The organism is Cupriavidus sp. IK-TO18, from assembly GCF_015549295.1.
Taxonomy (GTDB): Bacteria; Pseudomonadota; Gammaproteobacteria; order Burkholderiales; family Burkholderiaceae; genus Cupriavidus; species Cupriavidus oxalaticus_A.
The window spans coordinates 42,248-56,311 of record NZ_JADGMP010000019.1; the positions used below are offsets into that span (position 1 = coordinate 42,248).

Genomic DNA, 14,064 nt, shown 5'->3' on the forward strand with positions numbered 1-14,064 from the left:
GGTAGTTGCAGGATATGGAACTCCAGCTAGAGTTCGTTAGCGAGTGAGACGGTAGCCGCCGGCACCCGAGACGAGGAACAGCCGCTCGCCAGATACGAATTGCTGATCCGCATCCTGGGTCACGACGACCTGGCGGCCACTGTCCGTGCGGACAATGACTTCCACGCCATCGCGGCGGCTCAACTGGTTCGCCGCTGTCTGTGCGATGACCGCCGAGACGGTCCCCGACAGGGCGCCGGCCAGGTAACGGCCATTGCCGTCGCCGATGATGCGCGCACCAAGCACCGCGCCGACGACGGCACCGAGGACACCGGGTACGCCGGTGTGGGCCGACATAATGCCGTCCCTGTCGACAATCGTGACAGGACGAACCCTGACGACTGTGACAGCTTCGGCGCTACTCGTGCGCAGCGCTTCCGTCGCCCGGTAGGTATTGGGCGAAGTCGGCTGAGCAGCGCAGCCGGTGAAAACGAGGCAGCAAAGGAAAAGCAGGAAGAATCGCTTGATCATGATGGCCTCAACGAAAATGGGGCCAACATGCCCACGGGCAGGAAGGCCCGTAGGTGGGGAAAAAAGAGATGTCCGGCTATACAACCGGAAGTGTCGATGCGTCGGAGACGCGGTAGGTGCACCTATGTTAGCAGTGTCGAGCGCGTTTGTGGAGTCGTTCAATCCGGCGCAGCCTACTCAGCTGGATTCGGCGTGACGCCAACACCAACTGTCGCCGATCGCATACAGCATCAGCTCCGCCCCGCCAACGCGATACGGCTTTCCCTGGATGGATACCGCACCGTGCTCTTCGGAAAGCAGGAATGACGAATCACTCGCTACAAACTCAAGGGTTGGCATCGATTTGCATAGTTGCTGCGCTGATGCAAGCGTAAACAATGGCACCACGAAGCCGTTCCAACCGACACCGTTCCAGTAAGCATCAACTGCGAAGTCATCGGGTAGCCAGTCGCCGGCTACCCTAACGGGTCGGTATTCGAGAGAGGCAAAGACATGAAGGTCTTGCATAGTGGTGTGCTCCAATTTGTCAGGAGGACGGCCACCCGGGCCGTGCCCCCGGTGGGTCGATGATAGGTGGGAGCCGAAAGCTAAGTAGCGCCGCTGCCATGAGCCCCAAAAAAAGAAAAATGCGATCTCCATACTTCGGGGATGGCGGGTTCAAGCGGCAGGGCGAGAGGCGCAGCTCGCGCGCTGCTTCGGTTCGGGCAGGTGATACCCGAATCGCGCCCAGGCCTGTGGGTCTACCGGCAGCGGATTCGTACGCCCCACCGCCAGATTCACGAACGCGCCGCAGAACTTCAACGTGCCCGTGCGAAACAGCGTCCAGAGCAGGTTGTAGGCCTGCACCGCGATCGCCTGATTGATGACCAGCGATTGCTTTTGCAGCGCCTCGGCCATCGAGCAGGACGGCGCAGTGTCGGCCTTGTCCCCTTTCGGGTTCAGCAGCTCGGGGAACAGGTCGCCCACATGGGGCAAGCGCTGAGCCGCCTTGCCTCGCACCTGGCCGAGAATCACCTGGCCACTGTCCGACTCGTTGCCGCAGTCAAGATAGTAGCCACCTGTGCCACGCTTCATTGCTCCAAGGATTGCCTTGCGGGCGGCCCGCGTATCGACGCAGCCAATCACCATGTCGCAGACGAAGCGATCGCCGCTGCCAATCCGACGCGTCTGCGCTTCCCAGCGCGTCCCCATCAGGTTGTTCAGCCGGTTCACAATCAGCGTTGCCTTGTGCTGGCCCACATCAACGGGGTAGAAGCCCTGACGACCGATATTGGTCTCGCTGACGGTATCGTCATCGTAGACGGTGCAATCGATGCCGCCCGGGTGGCCCAACTCCAGCATGGCGTGATGCAGTCGCGCCAGATTGGGTAGCAAGGCGCTGCCGGTGCCGCCGGCACCGACGACTACCACCTTCCATGCTCGGGTCGTCATGCTCGCCGGAATGCGATGCTCGAAGGTCATGCCAGCACCTCCTCGCGCGCCGCGGCGTACCAGTCGGCAGGGACCTTCTCCACGTTCTCGAAAATGCCCTTGGCGCAGAGCCGCAGCGCCATTGACGGCGTAGCCGCATCGCAGTTTCCCATCACGAACGCAAACTTCACGTCGTGGCGGTCGTCGTCATTGTCCGTCGGCGAGAATTTCGCGGTATGACGGCCGTGCGAATGGCAGTCGACCACCAGCACCTCGCCATTCGCAAGCGCGGGGCGGTCGTACTTCAGATGACCACCGCTATGCTCCAAAATCCGCACGGACACCAGCCGGAACGCCGCGGTGGCAGCATTCCAAACCAGCCACCCGCCCGTTTCCTTGGGGTGTGCCGCGCGCGCCATCATGGCGAACTCACCGATCAGGCTCGCTGGAATGCGGCCGCAGCGTAGCTCGGTGGCTTCCGCCGCCTCGCCATATGGAATGGCCGTGCGATGTTGGAAAGCGCCGAGGTGGCGGACGACGCGCAGGCAGGGCCGGACGATCTCAAGGAACACACCGTTGGCCGCAATGAGCAGGCGCTCACCGGGCCGCTCCATGGGTGCGAGCGCTCCGAAGCGTGGCACCATTACAGAAGGAAACGATTGCTGCAGGGCAGCGTCAGCAGGATTCATGATGCTTTGTCCAGTTTGCCGGCGATCAGATCCGCCAGCTTGAGTTTCATGGGAACGAGGACTTGCTTCGGGTAGTCGGAAAACTGCCCGTCAAGCATGTCCTTCCAGAAGGCATAGGCGCCGCGCTCGTATGTCACGCGCTTGCCGCCATGGTTGGGATGGGTGAAGGCCGAGTTGAAGAATCCGGCTTCCCAGCCTGCAATGGATGCCACGTCAATCTGCTTGGGCACATGGGCTGAGCCGATGCAGATCTTCCCGTGGTCCCAGGTGTTGAAGTAAGGCGGCTCGCAAAGGTCGCTGCCCGGTACCGGGCGCTCGTCCCCTCTCAGGGCGAAGACCCGGAAACCGGACTGCGATGCCTGGAACACCAGGGCGGGGTGTGGCACGACCGTACTGCGCTTACCGAACTCATTGCAGTTGAAGAACACGCGTCGCTGTGCGGCCGGACACCACCAGGTCACCGCGCTGGGGCTGATCGACAGGACGTTCGGTGTGAGGAACTCGCCCTTGGGGAGCGAGGCCTCTGCCACTTCACGGACTGCGTGGATCAAAGCCATACGGTTCAACGGCGTGCCGGCGCCAATGACGGGACGCCCCGAGCCATCCGGCTCGATGCGATGGGCCGTGGCGTAGGAGAACTGCCCTGGCCCCTGCCCATAAAGCAAAATGGCCCCTTGCAGGGCCACGTCGTGCGACCGCGTAGCGGTCAGGATTTCGGCCATGTGGCCCTCCTAGTCAGAAATGAGTGTGAGAACCCGATCGAGCGCCGAGATGGTCTTCAGCATGCCGTCCAGATCCTGGAACTGTTGCCGGATCGCCTTGGGCTCGTCCGCAATGGGAATGAAACATTGGAACAGCGTTGCATCGCCGCTGCAGTTGAGGCCGTCGTAGAGATCGTCAAGTACCTGCGTGACGTAGTCGGACCGGCTATAGGCAAGCGTGGCCGCGGAATATGCCGGCTCTGCCCACTGGGACCCTGCAACGGCCGACCTATCGCCTTGCCTCTTCAGGGTTAGGTTCAGTTCGGCCAGTGCGATACACAGATCCTTAACCCAGCCCTTGTGGGCACGAGACAGTTCATAGAGCTTCCGGCTACCGAATGCTCGCAACTTGCACGACGCGGGATAGCCCTGGCAGGCCGGTGGCAATACGTCATCCGGTGCGAGCTCCGGCCTGACGACAGACGGCAAGTATCGCTCGATGTCGCCTTCATCCATGCCACAACTTTCTGCAAGGAATTCCCGGGCGTTCTTGTCGTCGGCAAGGGTGCTGTCGTACTCCCAGTGCCACCGCGCGAACAGGTCGAGCAGGGTTTCAGGCGTTCGTAAAAAGAGTGACTTCGCGCTTGCGGTGTTGATCAGCGACATCGCGGTGTAGAGCAGGTGCGGATGCACCGCTCGCAGCGCACTCGCGCGCGCTTCGCCGATGAAGTAGACGTCGTCGCCGGGCATGTCGATGGCGAGATACAGCGGCGCCTCAATCTCGTCTTCCCAGCCGAATTGCATCAACTGGTCCTTAGCAGCGCCAATGTCGATCAGTGAGAAACCGAAGCTCAGTCGCTTGCACTCCGGCGTGCGGGCGCATAGCCACGCAAACATGGCCTGCGCGAACGCATCGCCTGCGCCCGTTGGGTTCGACACATCGCTCGCACGCAGTACGCCGGTGGCGAACTGTGCACGGACAAGGTCCATCACATCGACCTCATCCCCGAAGGTGAGCAGCGCGCTATTCGGAACCCCAGCAGGGATGGCCGGCAGCGTCAGAAAATCATGGGCAGGTCGACGTCGGGCAATGGGATGCTGTCGCGCAGGCGTCCATGAGGGTTGTCCAGCATCGAGATCTGGAACAAACGACCGAGGATCGAACAGCATTGTTGATTCTCCTCAGAATGTAAAAAAACCGCCCTTTCGGGCGGCTCCGTGGTGGTAGCAAACTGGCCGGTGGCCAGTGCCTTCATCAGGTCAGATTTGCGCATGCGCGCCCTTGGCGCCGGCGGCGCGGACGAAGGTGAAGCTCGCGACCTCGCCCTTGACCTCCGGACCATCCACCGAAGCGGTGGTCAGCTCGGGATACTGGGCCGAATAGATGTCGCGCACCTGCTCTGGCGTGAACGCCGGACCAGGGTCCACAAGGGCCATGCCGTTGTAGGAGAACTGACGAAGCAACTTCTTGATTTCGAGTGCCATGTCGGTCTCCTTAGAGCAGGGACGCCAGATCCGTGCCGACCGAGGACGGCGCACTCACCTTCGCGTCCGCCTCGGTCTGTGCGGCATCACCAGCTTCGGCATCGCCTGCTTCGTTATCATCGTCCGACCCGCTTGCCGTTTCCGACGCCGATGGCGATGCGGCCTTGGCCAGCGCCTTCGTCGCCTTGGACGATTGCGTGGACTTGGCGGCATCGAGAATCGACTTCGTTGCCTCGGCCTGCTCTGCCAGCGAGCGATGCGACTCGCTCACGCTCAGGACGGCCGCCGCGAACTCAGCATCCAGTTCCGCAGGCGTTGCCGACAGCACCAGAGGCGATGTCAGCGCGGCATCCGCGGCATTCTTGATGACTGGCAGCACGACCACGGACATGACATCGCCCTGCATGGACAGCGTAACAACGACCTTGTCGCTCGCACGGACGAGCGGAACCAATTCAGTAAACATGGTGAATCCTTTTGGGGAAATGGGATGCAGGGCGCCGGATGGCGCCCGGCGTTAAGGCAGAGAGAAAGGGATCAGTAGCCCAGGACCTTGGGCACCTTGCCGGTGTAGTCAAAGCCATCGACAGCCAGCAGGCCGGCAATGACTTCGGGTTTCGGCTTGTTGAACAGCTTGGCAAAGCTATCGCCCAACGCCTTGCGAATGCCCAGTTCGTCCGCGAGAACCTTCATCTCGGACTTGGTGAGCATCTCCAGGAAGTCCTGCGACTTCTGCAAGTTCCAGTGCGCGCGGAGATCCAGCTTGTGGTAGCGGCACAGTTCCTTGAGGTTCGGTACCTCCATGCCGTCGATTGCCGCGACAGTCAACGCCACGGTCAGCTGCTGGCGCTTGCCAGCGTCCAGGGCATGCACCGCCGTCAGGCAGCCTTGCAGCGTCGATGACGCCTTCTGCTCCGTCAGCTTCTCGAAGAACTTGCCCATCTTGTCCCCGCCGATGTTGCGTGCGAGGCCATTGAGGGCGATCGAGATCAGATAGGCATTGGCCTGCTCGGCGTTTTGCGCGACTTCCTTGCGCAGCGCCTTGCGCCAGAGATCGGTCCGGTAGTTCTTGACCTTCTCCGACTCGCTGATCGACGTGACAAGCTTCTCGGCTGGCGCCGAAGACTTGTCCCCGCCCTTCGCAGTCGCGGGCTTGCCGGAACCGGCCGCGCCGCCTGCAGGCTTTTGTGCCGCCGCTTTCGCGTCGCGCTCCGCCTTCAGGCGTGCCGCCACCTTCCGCTGGTTGCAGACGGTGTCGAAGCACTGACCACTGTAGACCTTACCCAGTGAATCGGGCAGGCCGCTGACGGCGGCACCGAAGTTCTCGCAACCGTGGCACGCCTTGGCTTGCTCCTCCCCCACCCCAGTCGGGCCGTCGACCTGAAGCTGGATGCGGGTGTGGTTGTCGCCGGGGCGTATGACGCGAATGACCTGGTACTCGTCCTTGAGCCCATAGCTGATGCTTTCGAGCTTGCGGTCGGTCTTCTCGGTATAGCAGGCACGGTTGGTGCAGTTGCCCGTAGCAATTGCCTCGCTGAACATCTCCGTCTGCAACGAGGAGTTGTGCTGGCAGGTTGTGCACTGAGCCTTGTCGAAGATGGCCTTCTCCAGGCTGCACGCGGCAGCCTCGATGGTCTTCTTCAACTCGGACACGGACTTCTTCTCACTCACGATGACCGGCAGGAGCTTGTCCTGCGTGGCCTTGGCGAGCGTCGCGAGCAATTCGGCGTGGCCGAGCTGGATAACACGCGTGTTGAGCGCGTTCAAGACCGATTCGCTGCAGTTCATGAGCGCCAGGCGCTTGTCCAGCGTCGAGCGCGACCAGCCAAGGAGTCGGGCCGCTTCGTCGCGATCGCCCTTCAGCTGGCCCACGATCTTCGATGCTGCCACGGCCTCCTCGGAAGGCGCCATGTCGGCACGCTGCACGTTTTCAATCAACGCCATGCGGTCAGCCTCGGCGTCGGTGATCACCTTGAGCGTGACAGGGATATGGTATCCATCGCCATGCGCGGCCAGCGCGGCGCGATAGCGGCGTTCACCGGCAACCACTTCATACTCATGTCCATTCTCATCGTCCTCAACGGGACGGATCAGAATCGGCTGAAGGATACCGTCCACGCGAATGGATTCGGTCAGTTCAGCCATCTGGACAGGATCGAAGTACTTGCGCGGGTTACGGCCAGGACGGATCTTGCCAATGACAACGGTGGGGTTTTGCATTTTGGGTTCTCCGAGACGGAATGGGAACCCGTTGCCGCACCGGGAACGTGGTTCCCGATGGGGTGGAAGGATGGACTGCCAGGCTATGCCGGCGACCACCATACTGCAGAAGCTGGCACCAAAAGGTGCGGGGTCGATGCGTCTGGGACGCGAAGTGTGGTGTGAGGATACTCGAATTTCGTCTCGACGAGCAAGATTTGATGGCCAAGATGGCTGCGCATGCGATGCGGCGATGTGGTGCTAAGCCCTGGAGCATTTCCCGGACACCGCCTCGATCCGGGCTACGGCCACAGAATTCGCGTGCAAAAAAATGGCCCTGACGAGCAGGGCCTGAGGGAACGGGTACATCTAAGAGGCAATTCCGTAGCGGGGCGCGCTACGGAACTGATCATAAAGTGGTTCGAGCCCGAACCATCACCCGAAAGTTCGTCAATTTCGACTGCTTTTCGCCGGAATGGGTCCAATCGGCCTGGCCAGCACGCTGGTCACGGCGCCACTAACGTGCCAGCCATCCATCTCGTCCTCGAAAATGCCGTGAACAAGGCGGTCCAGGCAGACGACTTCCAACCCGTCCGCCTCGACGGTGCCAAGGATGTGGGCAACGGTAGTGCCGCGCGTGCCGCGCCGCTTGATCGTTGCCACCCCATCGCCAATGCTGATGCTGCACTCGATTGCGTTCATGCTGCCTCCTTTAGCAGGTCACGTTGATCCCGGGCCTTGCGGCCGTGGAGCTTGGCGAGATCGTCAACAAATTCATCCAACAGCGTGTCCATGTGCAGGAACGCCTCGTCCTCCAGTTCAGGTGTCGCCCAGTCCAGGCCCGCCTCCATGGCGTCACGCTTGTGCGCCACCATCTGGTCCTGGTAGATATCGAGACTTCCCGGTAGATGGAAGTACACCACCTTCAACTGCCCCTTTCGGTTCCACCGCAGCGCGCGCCGCATCGCCTGGTATTCGATGCGCCACGTCCACGAGCGGTCATAGAAGAGGACATAGTCGGCATTGGGCAGGTTGTAACCAGCCCGGCCCGACGCCTTGGTGCACAACAGCCCCGTGGCAGTACCGCCGACGAATCGCTTGTCCTTGTCAGCCACGCGCTTCGCAATCGGAATGCCCCCGTGAAAAGGCACCGTCTCTACCGTCTTTGCCTTCAACTGGTTGGCGATGAGGTTGATAACGCCCGGGTTCTCGGCAAACAGAATGGCCTGCTTGCCCTCGCCTGCGATGGCTTCCAACCGCTCGATCACCGCGCGCTGCTTGCTGGTCAACTGCCCCAGCGCTCCGACACCCTCCACCCCATGCTGCGGATAGTTGGCGGCGAAGTGCACGGCACGGATGCGGGCCAGGATCGCGATCAGGTTGTTGGACTTCCCCTCTACCTTTCTCACGTCCCGGTACCACTGGGCGAACTCGTCGGCCGTCCGCAGATAGAGCGACAAATGCGCGGGATCCCAGTCCGTCTCCACGACCTCGACCGCCGGAGGTTCGATGCGGATATAGCGGGCTACATCGGGCTCGCACACCAACCGCCGCTTCACATGCGGCGCCAGCATCTGCCGGTACCGCGGCAGGTTGCCGATCTTGGGCACTTCGCGCTTGGCCCCATCCTGCAGGCTTTCGGCGAATTCCCAGGTGACCCACTCCAGCACCACGAAGTCGCTGCGGAAACGGTCGATGCCGCGCTCGGCGTGCTGCACCGAGGCGAGCCAGTTAGCTTCCAGGTAGCCACGCCGGTAGCCATACGGCTGGGCCGCCGTGCCGTCACCGCCCGTAAAGGCGATCAATCCGAAGATATCGCGCGGGTAGTTGGCAATCGGGCTGCCGGTCAGGATGTAGCGCCGCTTCGCCGATAGCTGCCAGAGCGCGCGGCTCTGGTCGCTGGCCGGGTTGGACAGTCGCTCCCCTTCATCGGCCACCAGCAGGCCGATGCGACGGCGCAGCCGGTGCGCGTAGGTGACACGGCGCGAGGCCTGCCGGTCGACGGGCATGCGCAGGCGCTCATAGGGAATTAGGTTGAGGCGGCCAAGCTGCAGCAGGTCCTCAGGCGACTGGATCACGTGCACGTCCGATGCTGGCATGACTTGCTCCAGCTCGGCGCGCATCTCGGCAATCAGGCGTGCCTCGACAACGATCAGGCCGTGCTTGACGCCGGACAGCAGGATCAGGCCCGCCGCGAGACGGGACTTGCCGCAGCCCTGTTCCCACGCCGCCACCGCACCATTGGGCTTGAGCAGCAACTCGACCAGGTCCTCCTGTTGGAATCCCCAGTCCAGCCAGCGGTCGATGCCCAGCGCCAACAGCCGCTTGCGCAGCCGCTCGGCCTGCTCCGGGTAGCGCCTGGCAAGGCCCTCGTGGACGACTTCCCATGCCTGCGCCGATTTCTCGACGCTGTAGCGGGTGGTGATCTCGTCCAACGAAACGACGTAACCCTTGTCGCGTACTTGATACTGGTAGCGGCCGTCGGCCTGCCGATCGAAGCGTATCGCCTGGCCAGCCTTGATGACCGGGCCGCCCCAAACCGACGAATCGACCAGATGCGTTTTCGTCGCCGTGCCGATGATGGTATCGGCAGCGCCTACGCCGGTGGTCCAGGCCGCATGGCGCAAGGGCAAGGCCTGGCGCCTGCTGCGTCGCAGACGCTGGCGGAAATGCTCGAGGAAGCCTGGCGCAAACTCCGGCTCACCGCCGGCGGCTTTCACCATGCCCACGAGCGCGCCCAATGCCCCGATCGGATCGGGCTGGACCAGGTAGGCCTCCAAATCCAGCCGGCCCGTGCCTGCGTAGCGAAAGCCACGCGGCAGGCGCTGGCCTTCCAGCGACACGATGCGGCGCTCCAGCACGCGGTTGAGCACCATCGCCTCGACGAACCCGCAGTCGAATCCAAGCACGATGCGGCGGCCGTCATGCGAGATGCGTACCCGTTTCTGCGAGGTCACAGGACGCGTGATGGCCGGCCCTTCGTCGTCCAGCAACTGGTGGCCTAGCCGCGGTTCGCCATAGAGACGATCTTCGGCCTGCAGCTCCAGCGTGGGCAGCGGTTGGGTCAGATCCGACACGGTTTGCCGCACGAAATCCCTGGCTCGCAACCGGTAGCGCGCGAACACCGCAATGGAGGTGCGCACCTCTGCCCCTTCCTCCCGGAAGGCGCTCGATGGCAGGTCGAAGACGCCCACCACGCGCCTTGAGGCATCGCTAAACGGCTCGCCGTGAGCGATGAGCCGGCCGGCGAACTTGTCGACAAAGGTCGTGGGCAGCAGTGCCACCACGATCTGTGCCGCATCGAGTGCCTGTGAGAGCGCATATTCATGACTCAGGGCGCTGGTGTTGGCCCCGAAACGGCCCCAGGTGGTGCAGTCGTAGGGCTCCAGATGCGGCGATTCGAGGTGGATTGAGAACGGCGGGTTAATGAGGGCGACATCGAAGCGTGTCGGATGGATTTCCTCCATGCCGGCGTGCCGGAAACTGCCGTCAAAGCCAGCCGCCTCGACGGCAAGCTGCACCGCCTCAATCGTGGGTTGGTGCACATCCACGCCATACAGAGTGTGCGTGCCCGGGTCCGCAAACTGCAGCAGTCGTGCCGAGCCGACCGAGTTGTCGAGGATCGACACCTTCCGGTTGGGCTGCCAGTTGGCCACCGCGCCCCACATCAGGCGGGCAATGGCATCGGGGGTGAAGAACTGCGACAGATGCCGCTGGCGGGCAGCGTGGATTTCGCCCATGTTGGCGATCTTCTCGGCCTGAGAGCCAAGACTGACAATCGCCCGCAAGGGCGCATACCAAGTAGACATAATGGGTTCCGGAAAAGCAAAAGCCCCGTCGGTGAAAGTCACTGACGGGGCGTTAAGGGGATGCAAGCCGTGGTCGGCTATGCGGACTGAGGTGATATGCCGGCGTGCCGCTGGACGAACGCTAGCAGCGTGTCAGCGACTGGCGTGGCGAAGCGCAACTCCCAATACTCGTTGTACTGGATGACGTCGAGACCTGGGAAGGTGCGCCGCTGCTGCGACTCAAACACATCGGCGGGATGGAACTGCGCGAGGCAGCTCGCCAGAACGGCGTGGCCATTGCGACGCGCAAAGACCGCGAGTGCGGCGAATGCCTGCGTAACGGGCTCCAACGAGCCGAAATGCAGTTGGCGCGAAGGCCGCGAGGCATCGCTGACCGTCTCCGAGATGGCAATGAGCTTGAGCCGAACGAAGGCGGTGGAGCGCCGCACGGCCGAACTGCTGGCCAGGCCGAAGGCACGAACGAGCGTGGCCGCCGTCTGCCGCTCGGCTTTCGCCGGCCCGTCCGTCTCGTACGTCTCGCGCAGCAGGTTCCAGAAGCGATCCAGATCCGGCACGACACCGGCCCGGATGGCCTCCCAGATGTTGGGATAGCCGTCGATGGGCAGGCGTGTTTCGTCGATGGCGATGGGGGCACCTTCGATGCCAAACTCGACGCCTGCTCGCTGGATGAGCTCGGCAACCTGTTTGCGGCAGAACCGCTTGAGTTCGGCCGACGCTGGTGCAAGAGCTTGGGCTCCGGCAAGTGTCTCCCCTGCACGGAATGCCTCAATGCGTGAGTTGTACATGTACTTCGACTCCGATAGGACGAGGCGCCCGTAGGCGCCACTAGTAAAAGTTTACATGGGACCTACGCGGCTTCCTGCATGAACGCCTCGCCGTACTCGCCGAGGAATAGCATCAACTCGTCTGCGACATGGTGAGAGAACTTGAATTCCCAGGCGTCCTTAAAGAACACGATGTCCAGACCGGGGTAGCTGAGCTTTTCGCGGTAGTTGTACTCAACGTCGTACACGTTGATTTGACTGAGCCCGCCAGCCAGCAACTGGTGACCCGCCTTGGCGGCAAAGGTGGCAAGGCCAGACAGGCAGTCTGCCGTGCTCTGGTAGCTGTAGTAGCCCACCTTGCGCGCCGTCCGCCGATAGCAGGCCTCGGAGGTGACGTGCTTGCGCAGGACCACCGCCGAGGCGGTGCGCTTGACTTCGCGCTTGCGGTTGAGGCCGAAGCCGGAAATGATCCGCTGGGCGGCCTGTTGGTAGGCCAGCTCGGTCCCGCCATGCCCACCGTAGCGGCGGGCCATCGATGCCCACAGCCCGTCGATGTCTGGGATCTTCCCGACCCGCAGGGCCGCGTCGATATCCAGCCCAGCGCGCTTGTACTCGTCCTCGTGGGCAATATCGAGACGCGCTCCCTGTGGGGCGAACTCGCGCCGGGCGCGATTGACGACGCCGCTGGCGACCGAGCGGCAGAACTTCTCCAGCTCTTGCGCTGTACGGTATTCACTGCGAAGCTCGACCGAGCGATAGTGGTCAGGGATCGCGGCGACGGTCTCGCGCTCGAAAGCTGCGGCCGCGGCATACGCGGCGTGGGCTGCCTTCTGGGCGGCGATGAACTGCTCAATAATTTCCTTGTACATAGTGGTCTCTCAAGAAGGGCATGGGAGACCACCCGACGGGAGGTCTCCCGAAGGTTTCAAAAAGGGGCAGCAGGCTGACCGGCCGAGTCGCCGATCTCCTCTACCCTAAGGCTGGATCAGTGGAACGCCAGCGCCGGGCCGGTAGGCATCGGCACGAGACCCAGCGCCAGCCAGTGCGCAACCGGATGATCCGGAAAATCCGGAACCGACCCGAGGCGGTACAGCGCTGGCACGTCCTGCATCTCGCACTCGCCATCCCGCAGCAAACGGCGGTAGCGATCGCTCAAACACAGCCAGGCCAGCTCGGCCCGGGCGACGTGATCCCACTGGGCGGGCAAGCGCGATTCGTCGAACAGCGCATGGCCTGCCGCATTCATGCAGGCCACCACTTCGTGATAGCGGCCGAAATCGTGGGGGAAGCTCCTGCGCACGAATGACAGCACTTCCGGCGCGTGCACGCCGAAGATCCGGCCCAGTTGGCGGATGTACACCGCGCACTCCATTGGAGAGCGCTTGGCATAGTCATCGCTGCCGAGCTGCGCGCATTCTTCATCCCACGGTGCGGGACCGACTTCGATTTCGAGGAATTTCTGGAACATGGCGTTTCCTTGGATGGAACTTGGGAAACGCCCCACCGGGGAGCGTTCCCCGGTGGGTAGTGGATTGGCGGCTGACCAGGACGGTCAGCCCGCAGTGGCAGGCTTCTGATCCAGATGCAGCAGCTTCGCGAGAAGCCAGCTGATGAGAACCAGGAACTCGATTTCGGCAACGAGGTGCAGCTGCATGGCAGCAAGGCGATCGTCACCAGTGGTCACAAGGAAGTACAGCGCCGCGAACAGATTGATGACGGTCGCGAGAACAGCCAGCGTGCTGATACGGGAAGAAATACGCATGAGAAGGCTCCGAAAACGGGGCCTTCCCCATTGGGAAAAGCCCCAATGGGTGAAAAAGCAGATGGCCGGTACGCCGGCAGGGTCGATGCGCAGTAGCGCGGAGAGTGGACGAATCTTACCGCGCGTCGAACGCCGGGACAAGGACCGAACCGCGGGCCACGCAAACTCAGCCGCGCTTTGCCGCGATGCGATCTCGTCGGTTGGCCTCGCGTAGCCGGTCGACCACGGCCCAGCGCCGCTGCGCAACCTCCTCGGGGTTCTCCAGATTGGAGAAGTCAGGCAATGGGCCATCGTCGAAGGCCTGGTAGTCGTCGGGGATCTTGCCTGTGGCCTTGAGTTCCGATCGAAGCCGCTTCGATAGCCCGTAGTTGATCTCGGTGATCGCCACGTAGTCCCACCGGGCGGGCAACTCTTTTTCCGAAAACCATACCTCGCCCTCGCCTGGCGCAACCAGCGCCACCACGTCATAGATTCTGCCCGCCGGCGAGGGCACGGCCCACACTTCGAAGCGCAGCACCTCGCTACGCGGATGCCAGAAGACACGATCCAGATAGCGCCGGAAGGTGAGTGCATCCATCAGCGCGATATCGTCGTAGGACGGATCGCCCGGTGGAATGGCTTCGCGCTCGCCCTTCGGGCGCGCGCCGAGGGACACCTCGCGGAACTTGAGAATGGGGAGCTCAGACATGGCTTTCCGTAAAAGACGCGGCAAATTCTATAGTTTTCATGTCCAGG

The 14,064-nt window shown here is 62.6% G+C and carries 16 protein-coding genes; all 16 read right to left on the reverse strand.

Annotation, left to right across the window (positions count from 1 at the left end; translation table 11 throughout):
- Positions 1-36: 36 nt before the first annotated feature.
- The 16 genes from IPF36_RS16560 to IPF36_RS16635 all read right to left on the reverse strand — a co-directional run bounded on the left by IPF36_RS16560 (position 37) and on the right by IPF36_RS16635 (position 14,017).
- On the reverse strand, positions 37-510 hold the full coding sequence (locus IPF36_RS16560) for a glycine zipper 2TM domain-containing protein (RefSeq protein ID WP_195428911.1): 474 nt from the start codon (positions 508-510) through the stop codon (positions 37-39).
- Positions 511-687: 177 nt separating this feature from the next.
- Entirely contained in the window at positions 688-1,017 is a 330-nt protein-coding gene (locus tag IPF36_RS16565) for a hypothetical protein (protein ID WP_195428920.1), read from the reverse strand.
- A gap of 150 nt (positions 1,018-1,167) precedes the next feature.
- A complete protein-coding gene (locus IPF36_RS16570) occupies positions 1,168-1,971 on the reverse strand; it encodes a PRTRC system ThiF family protein (protein WP_195428922.1) in 804 nt (267 codons plus the stop codon).
- Positions 1,968-2,609: a PRTRC system protein A gene (locus IPF36_RS16575; protein ID WP_195428924.1), complete on the reverse strand. Its 642-nt coding sequence runs from the start codon at positions 2,607-2,609 to the stop codon at positions 1,968-1,970. The genes IPF36_RS16570 and IPF36_RS16575 overlap by 4 nt, the downstream gene beginning before the upstream one ends.
- Positions 2,606-3,331: a PRTRC system protein B gene (locus IPF36_RS16580; RefSeq protein ID WP_195428926.1), complete on the reverse strand. Its 726-nt coding sequence runs from the start codon at positions 3,329-3,331 to the stop codon at positions 2,606-2,608. The genes IPF36_RS16575 and IPF36_RS16580 overlap by 4 nt, the downstream gene beginning before the upstream one ends.
- A 9-nt stretch (positions 3,332-3,340) precedes the next feature.
- Positions 3,341-4,480, reverse strand: a complete 1,140-nt coding sequence (locus tag IPF36_RS16585; protein WP_195428928.1) for a PRTRC system protein F — start codon at positions 4,478-4,480, stop codon at positions 3,341-3,343.
- A 90-nt stretch (positions 4,481-4,570) separates the two neighbouring features.
- Positions 4,571-4,795 carry a PRTRC system protein C gene (locus tag IPF36_RS16590; protein ID WP_195428930.1) on the reverse strand — a complete coding sequence of 75 codons (225 nt, stop codon included), beginning with the start codon at positions 4,793-4,795 and terminating at the stop codon, positions 4,571-4,573.
- Between the two features lie 10 nt (positions 4,796-4,805).
- Complete coding sequence (locus tag IPF36_RS16595) at positions 4,806-5,261, reverse strand: PRTRC system protein E (RefSeq protein ID WP_195428932.1); 456 nt, start codon at positions 5,259-5,261, stop codon at positions 4,806-4,808.
- 71 nt (positions 5,262-5,332) lie between these two features.
- Entirely contained in the window at positions 5,333-7,015 is a 1,683-nt protein-coding gene (locus IPF36_RS16600) for a PRTRC system ParB family protein (protein ID WP_195428934.1), read from the reverse strand.
- A gap of 429 nt (positions 7,016-7,444) precedes the next feature.
- Complete coding sequence (locus tag IPF36_RS16605; protein ID WP_195428935.1) at positions 7,445-7,696, reverse strand: hypothetical protein; 252 nt, start codon at positions 7,694-7,696, stop codon at positions 7,445-7,447.
- The gene (locus IPF36_RS16610) at positions 7,693-10,845 is read right to left on the reverse strand and encodes an SNF2-related protein (RefSeq protein WP_368671160.1); all 3,153 of its coding nucleotides are present in this window, start codon (positions 10,843-10,845) and stop codon (positions 7,693-7,695) included. The genes IPF36_RS16605 and IPF36_RS16610 overlap by 4 nt, the downstream gene beginning before the upstream one ends.
- A 35-nt stretch (positions 10,846-10,880) precedes the next feature.
- Positions 10,881-11,588 carry a hypothetical protein gene (locus IPF36_RS16615; RefSeq protein ID WP_195428937.1) on the reverse strand — a complete coding sequence of 236 codons (708 nt, stop codon included), beginning with the start codon at positions 11,586-11,588 and terminating at the stop codon, positions 10,881-10,883.
- A 62-nt stretch (positions 11,589-11,650) separates the two neighbouring features.
- The gene (locus tag IPF36_RS16620) at positions 11,651-12,436 is read right to left on the reverse strand and encodes a hypothetical protein (RefSeq protein ID WP_195428939.1); all 786 of its coding nucleotides are present in this window, start codon (positions 12,434-12,436) and stop codon (positions 11,651-11,653) included.
- A 116-nt stretch (positions 12,437-12,552) separates the two neighbouring features.
- On the reverse strand, positions 12,553-13,035 hold the full coding sequence (locus tag IPF36_RS16625) for a hypothetical protein (RefSeq protein WP_195428941.1): 483 nt from the start codon (positions 13,033-13,035) through the stop codon (positions 12,553-12,555).
- A gap of 84 nt (positions 13,036-13,119) precedes the next feature.
- Complete coding sequence (locus IPF36_RS16630) at positions 13,120-13,329, reverse strand: hypothetical protein (protein ID WP_041688732.1); 210 nt, start codon at positions 13,327-13,329, stop codon at positions 13,120-13,122.
- A gap of 166 nt (positions 13,330-13,495) precedes the next feature.
- On the reverse strand, positions 13,496-14,017 hold the full coding sequence (locus tag IPF36_RS16635) for a hypothetical protein (protein WP_195428943.1): 522 nt from the start codon (positions 14,015-14,017) through the stop codon (positions 13,496-13,498).
- Positions 14,018-14,064 lie beyond the last annotated feature (47 nt).

Bases quoted from the DNA above. Each gene is read 5' to 3' on its own strand.
- IPF36_RS16560 (WP_195428911.1), bottom strand. From the start codon at position 510: ATGATCAAGCGATTCTTCCTGCTTTTCCTTTGCTGCCTCGTTTTCACC.
- IPF36_RS16565 (WP_195428920.1), bottom strand. From the start codon at position 1,017: ATGCAAGACCTTCATGTCTTTGCCTCTCTCGAATACCGACCCGTTAGG.
- IPF36_RS16570 (WP_195428922.1), bottom strand. From the start codon at position 1,971: ATGACCTTCGAGCATCGCATTCCGGCGAGCATGACGACCCGAGCATGG.
- IPF36_RS16575 (WP_195428924.1), bottom strand. From the start codon at position 2,609: ATGAATCCTGCTGACGCTGCCCTGCAGCAATCGTTTCCTTCTGTAATG.
- IPF36_RS16580 (WP_195428926.1), bottom strand. From the start codon at position 3,331: ATGGCCGAAATCCTGACCGCTACGCGGTCGCACGACGTGGCCCTGCAA.
- IPF36_RS16585 (WP_195428928.1), bottom strand. From the start codon at position 4,480: ATGCTGTTCGATCCTCGGTCGTTTGTTCCAGATCTCGATGCTGGACAA.
- IPF36_RS16590 (WP_195428930.1), bottom strand. From the start codon at position 4,795: ATGGCACTCGAAATCAAGAAGTTGCTTCGTCAGTTCTCCTACAACGGC.
- IPF36_RS16595 (WP_195428932.1), bottom strand. From the start codon at position 5,261: ATGTTTACTGAATTGGTTCCGCTCGTCCGTGCGAGCGACAAGGTCGTT.
- IPF36_RS16600 (WP_195428934.1), bottom strand. From the start codon at position 7,015: ATGCAAAACCCCACCGTTGTCATTGGCAAGATCCGTCCTGGCCGTAAC.
- IPF36_RS16605 (WP_195428935.1), bottom strand. From the start codon at position 7,696: ATGAACGCAATCGAGTGCAGCATCAGCATTGGCGATGGGGTGGCAACG.
- IPF36_RS16615 (WP_195428937.1), bottom strand. From the start codon at position 11,588: ATGTACAACTCACGCATTGAGGCATTCCGTGCAGGGGAGACACTTGCC.
- IPF36_RS16620 (WP_195428939.1), bottom strand. From the start codon at position 12,436: ATGTACAAGGAAATTATTGAGCAGTTCATCGCCGCCCAGAAGGCAGCC.
- IPF36_RS16625 (WP_195428941.1), bottom strand. From the start codon at position 13,035: ATGTTCCAGAAATTCCTCGAAATCGAAGTCGGTCCCGCACCGTGGGAT.
- IPF36_RS16630 (WP_041688732.1), bottom strand. From the start codon at position 13,329: ATGCGTATTTCTTCCCGTATCAGCACGCTGGCTGTTCTCGCGACCGTC.
- IPF36_RS16635 (WP_195428943.1), bottom strand. From the start codon at position 14,017: ATGTCTGAGCTCCCCATTCTCAAGTTCCGCGAGGTGTCCCTCGGCGCG.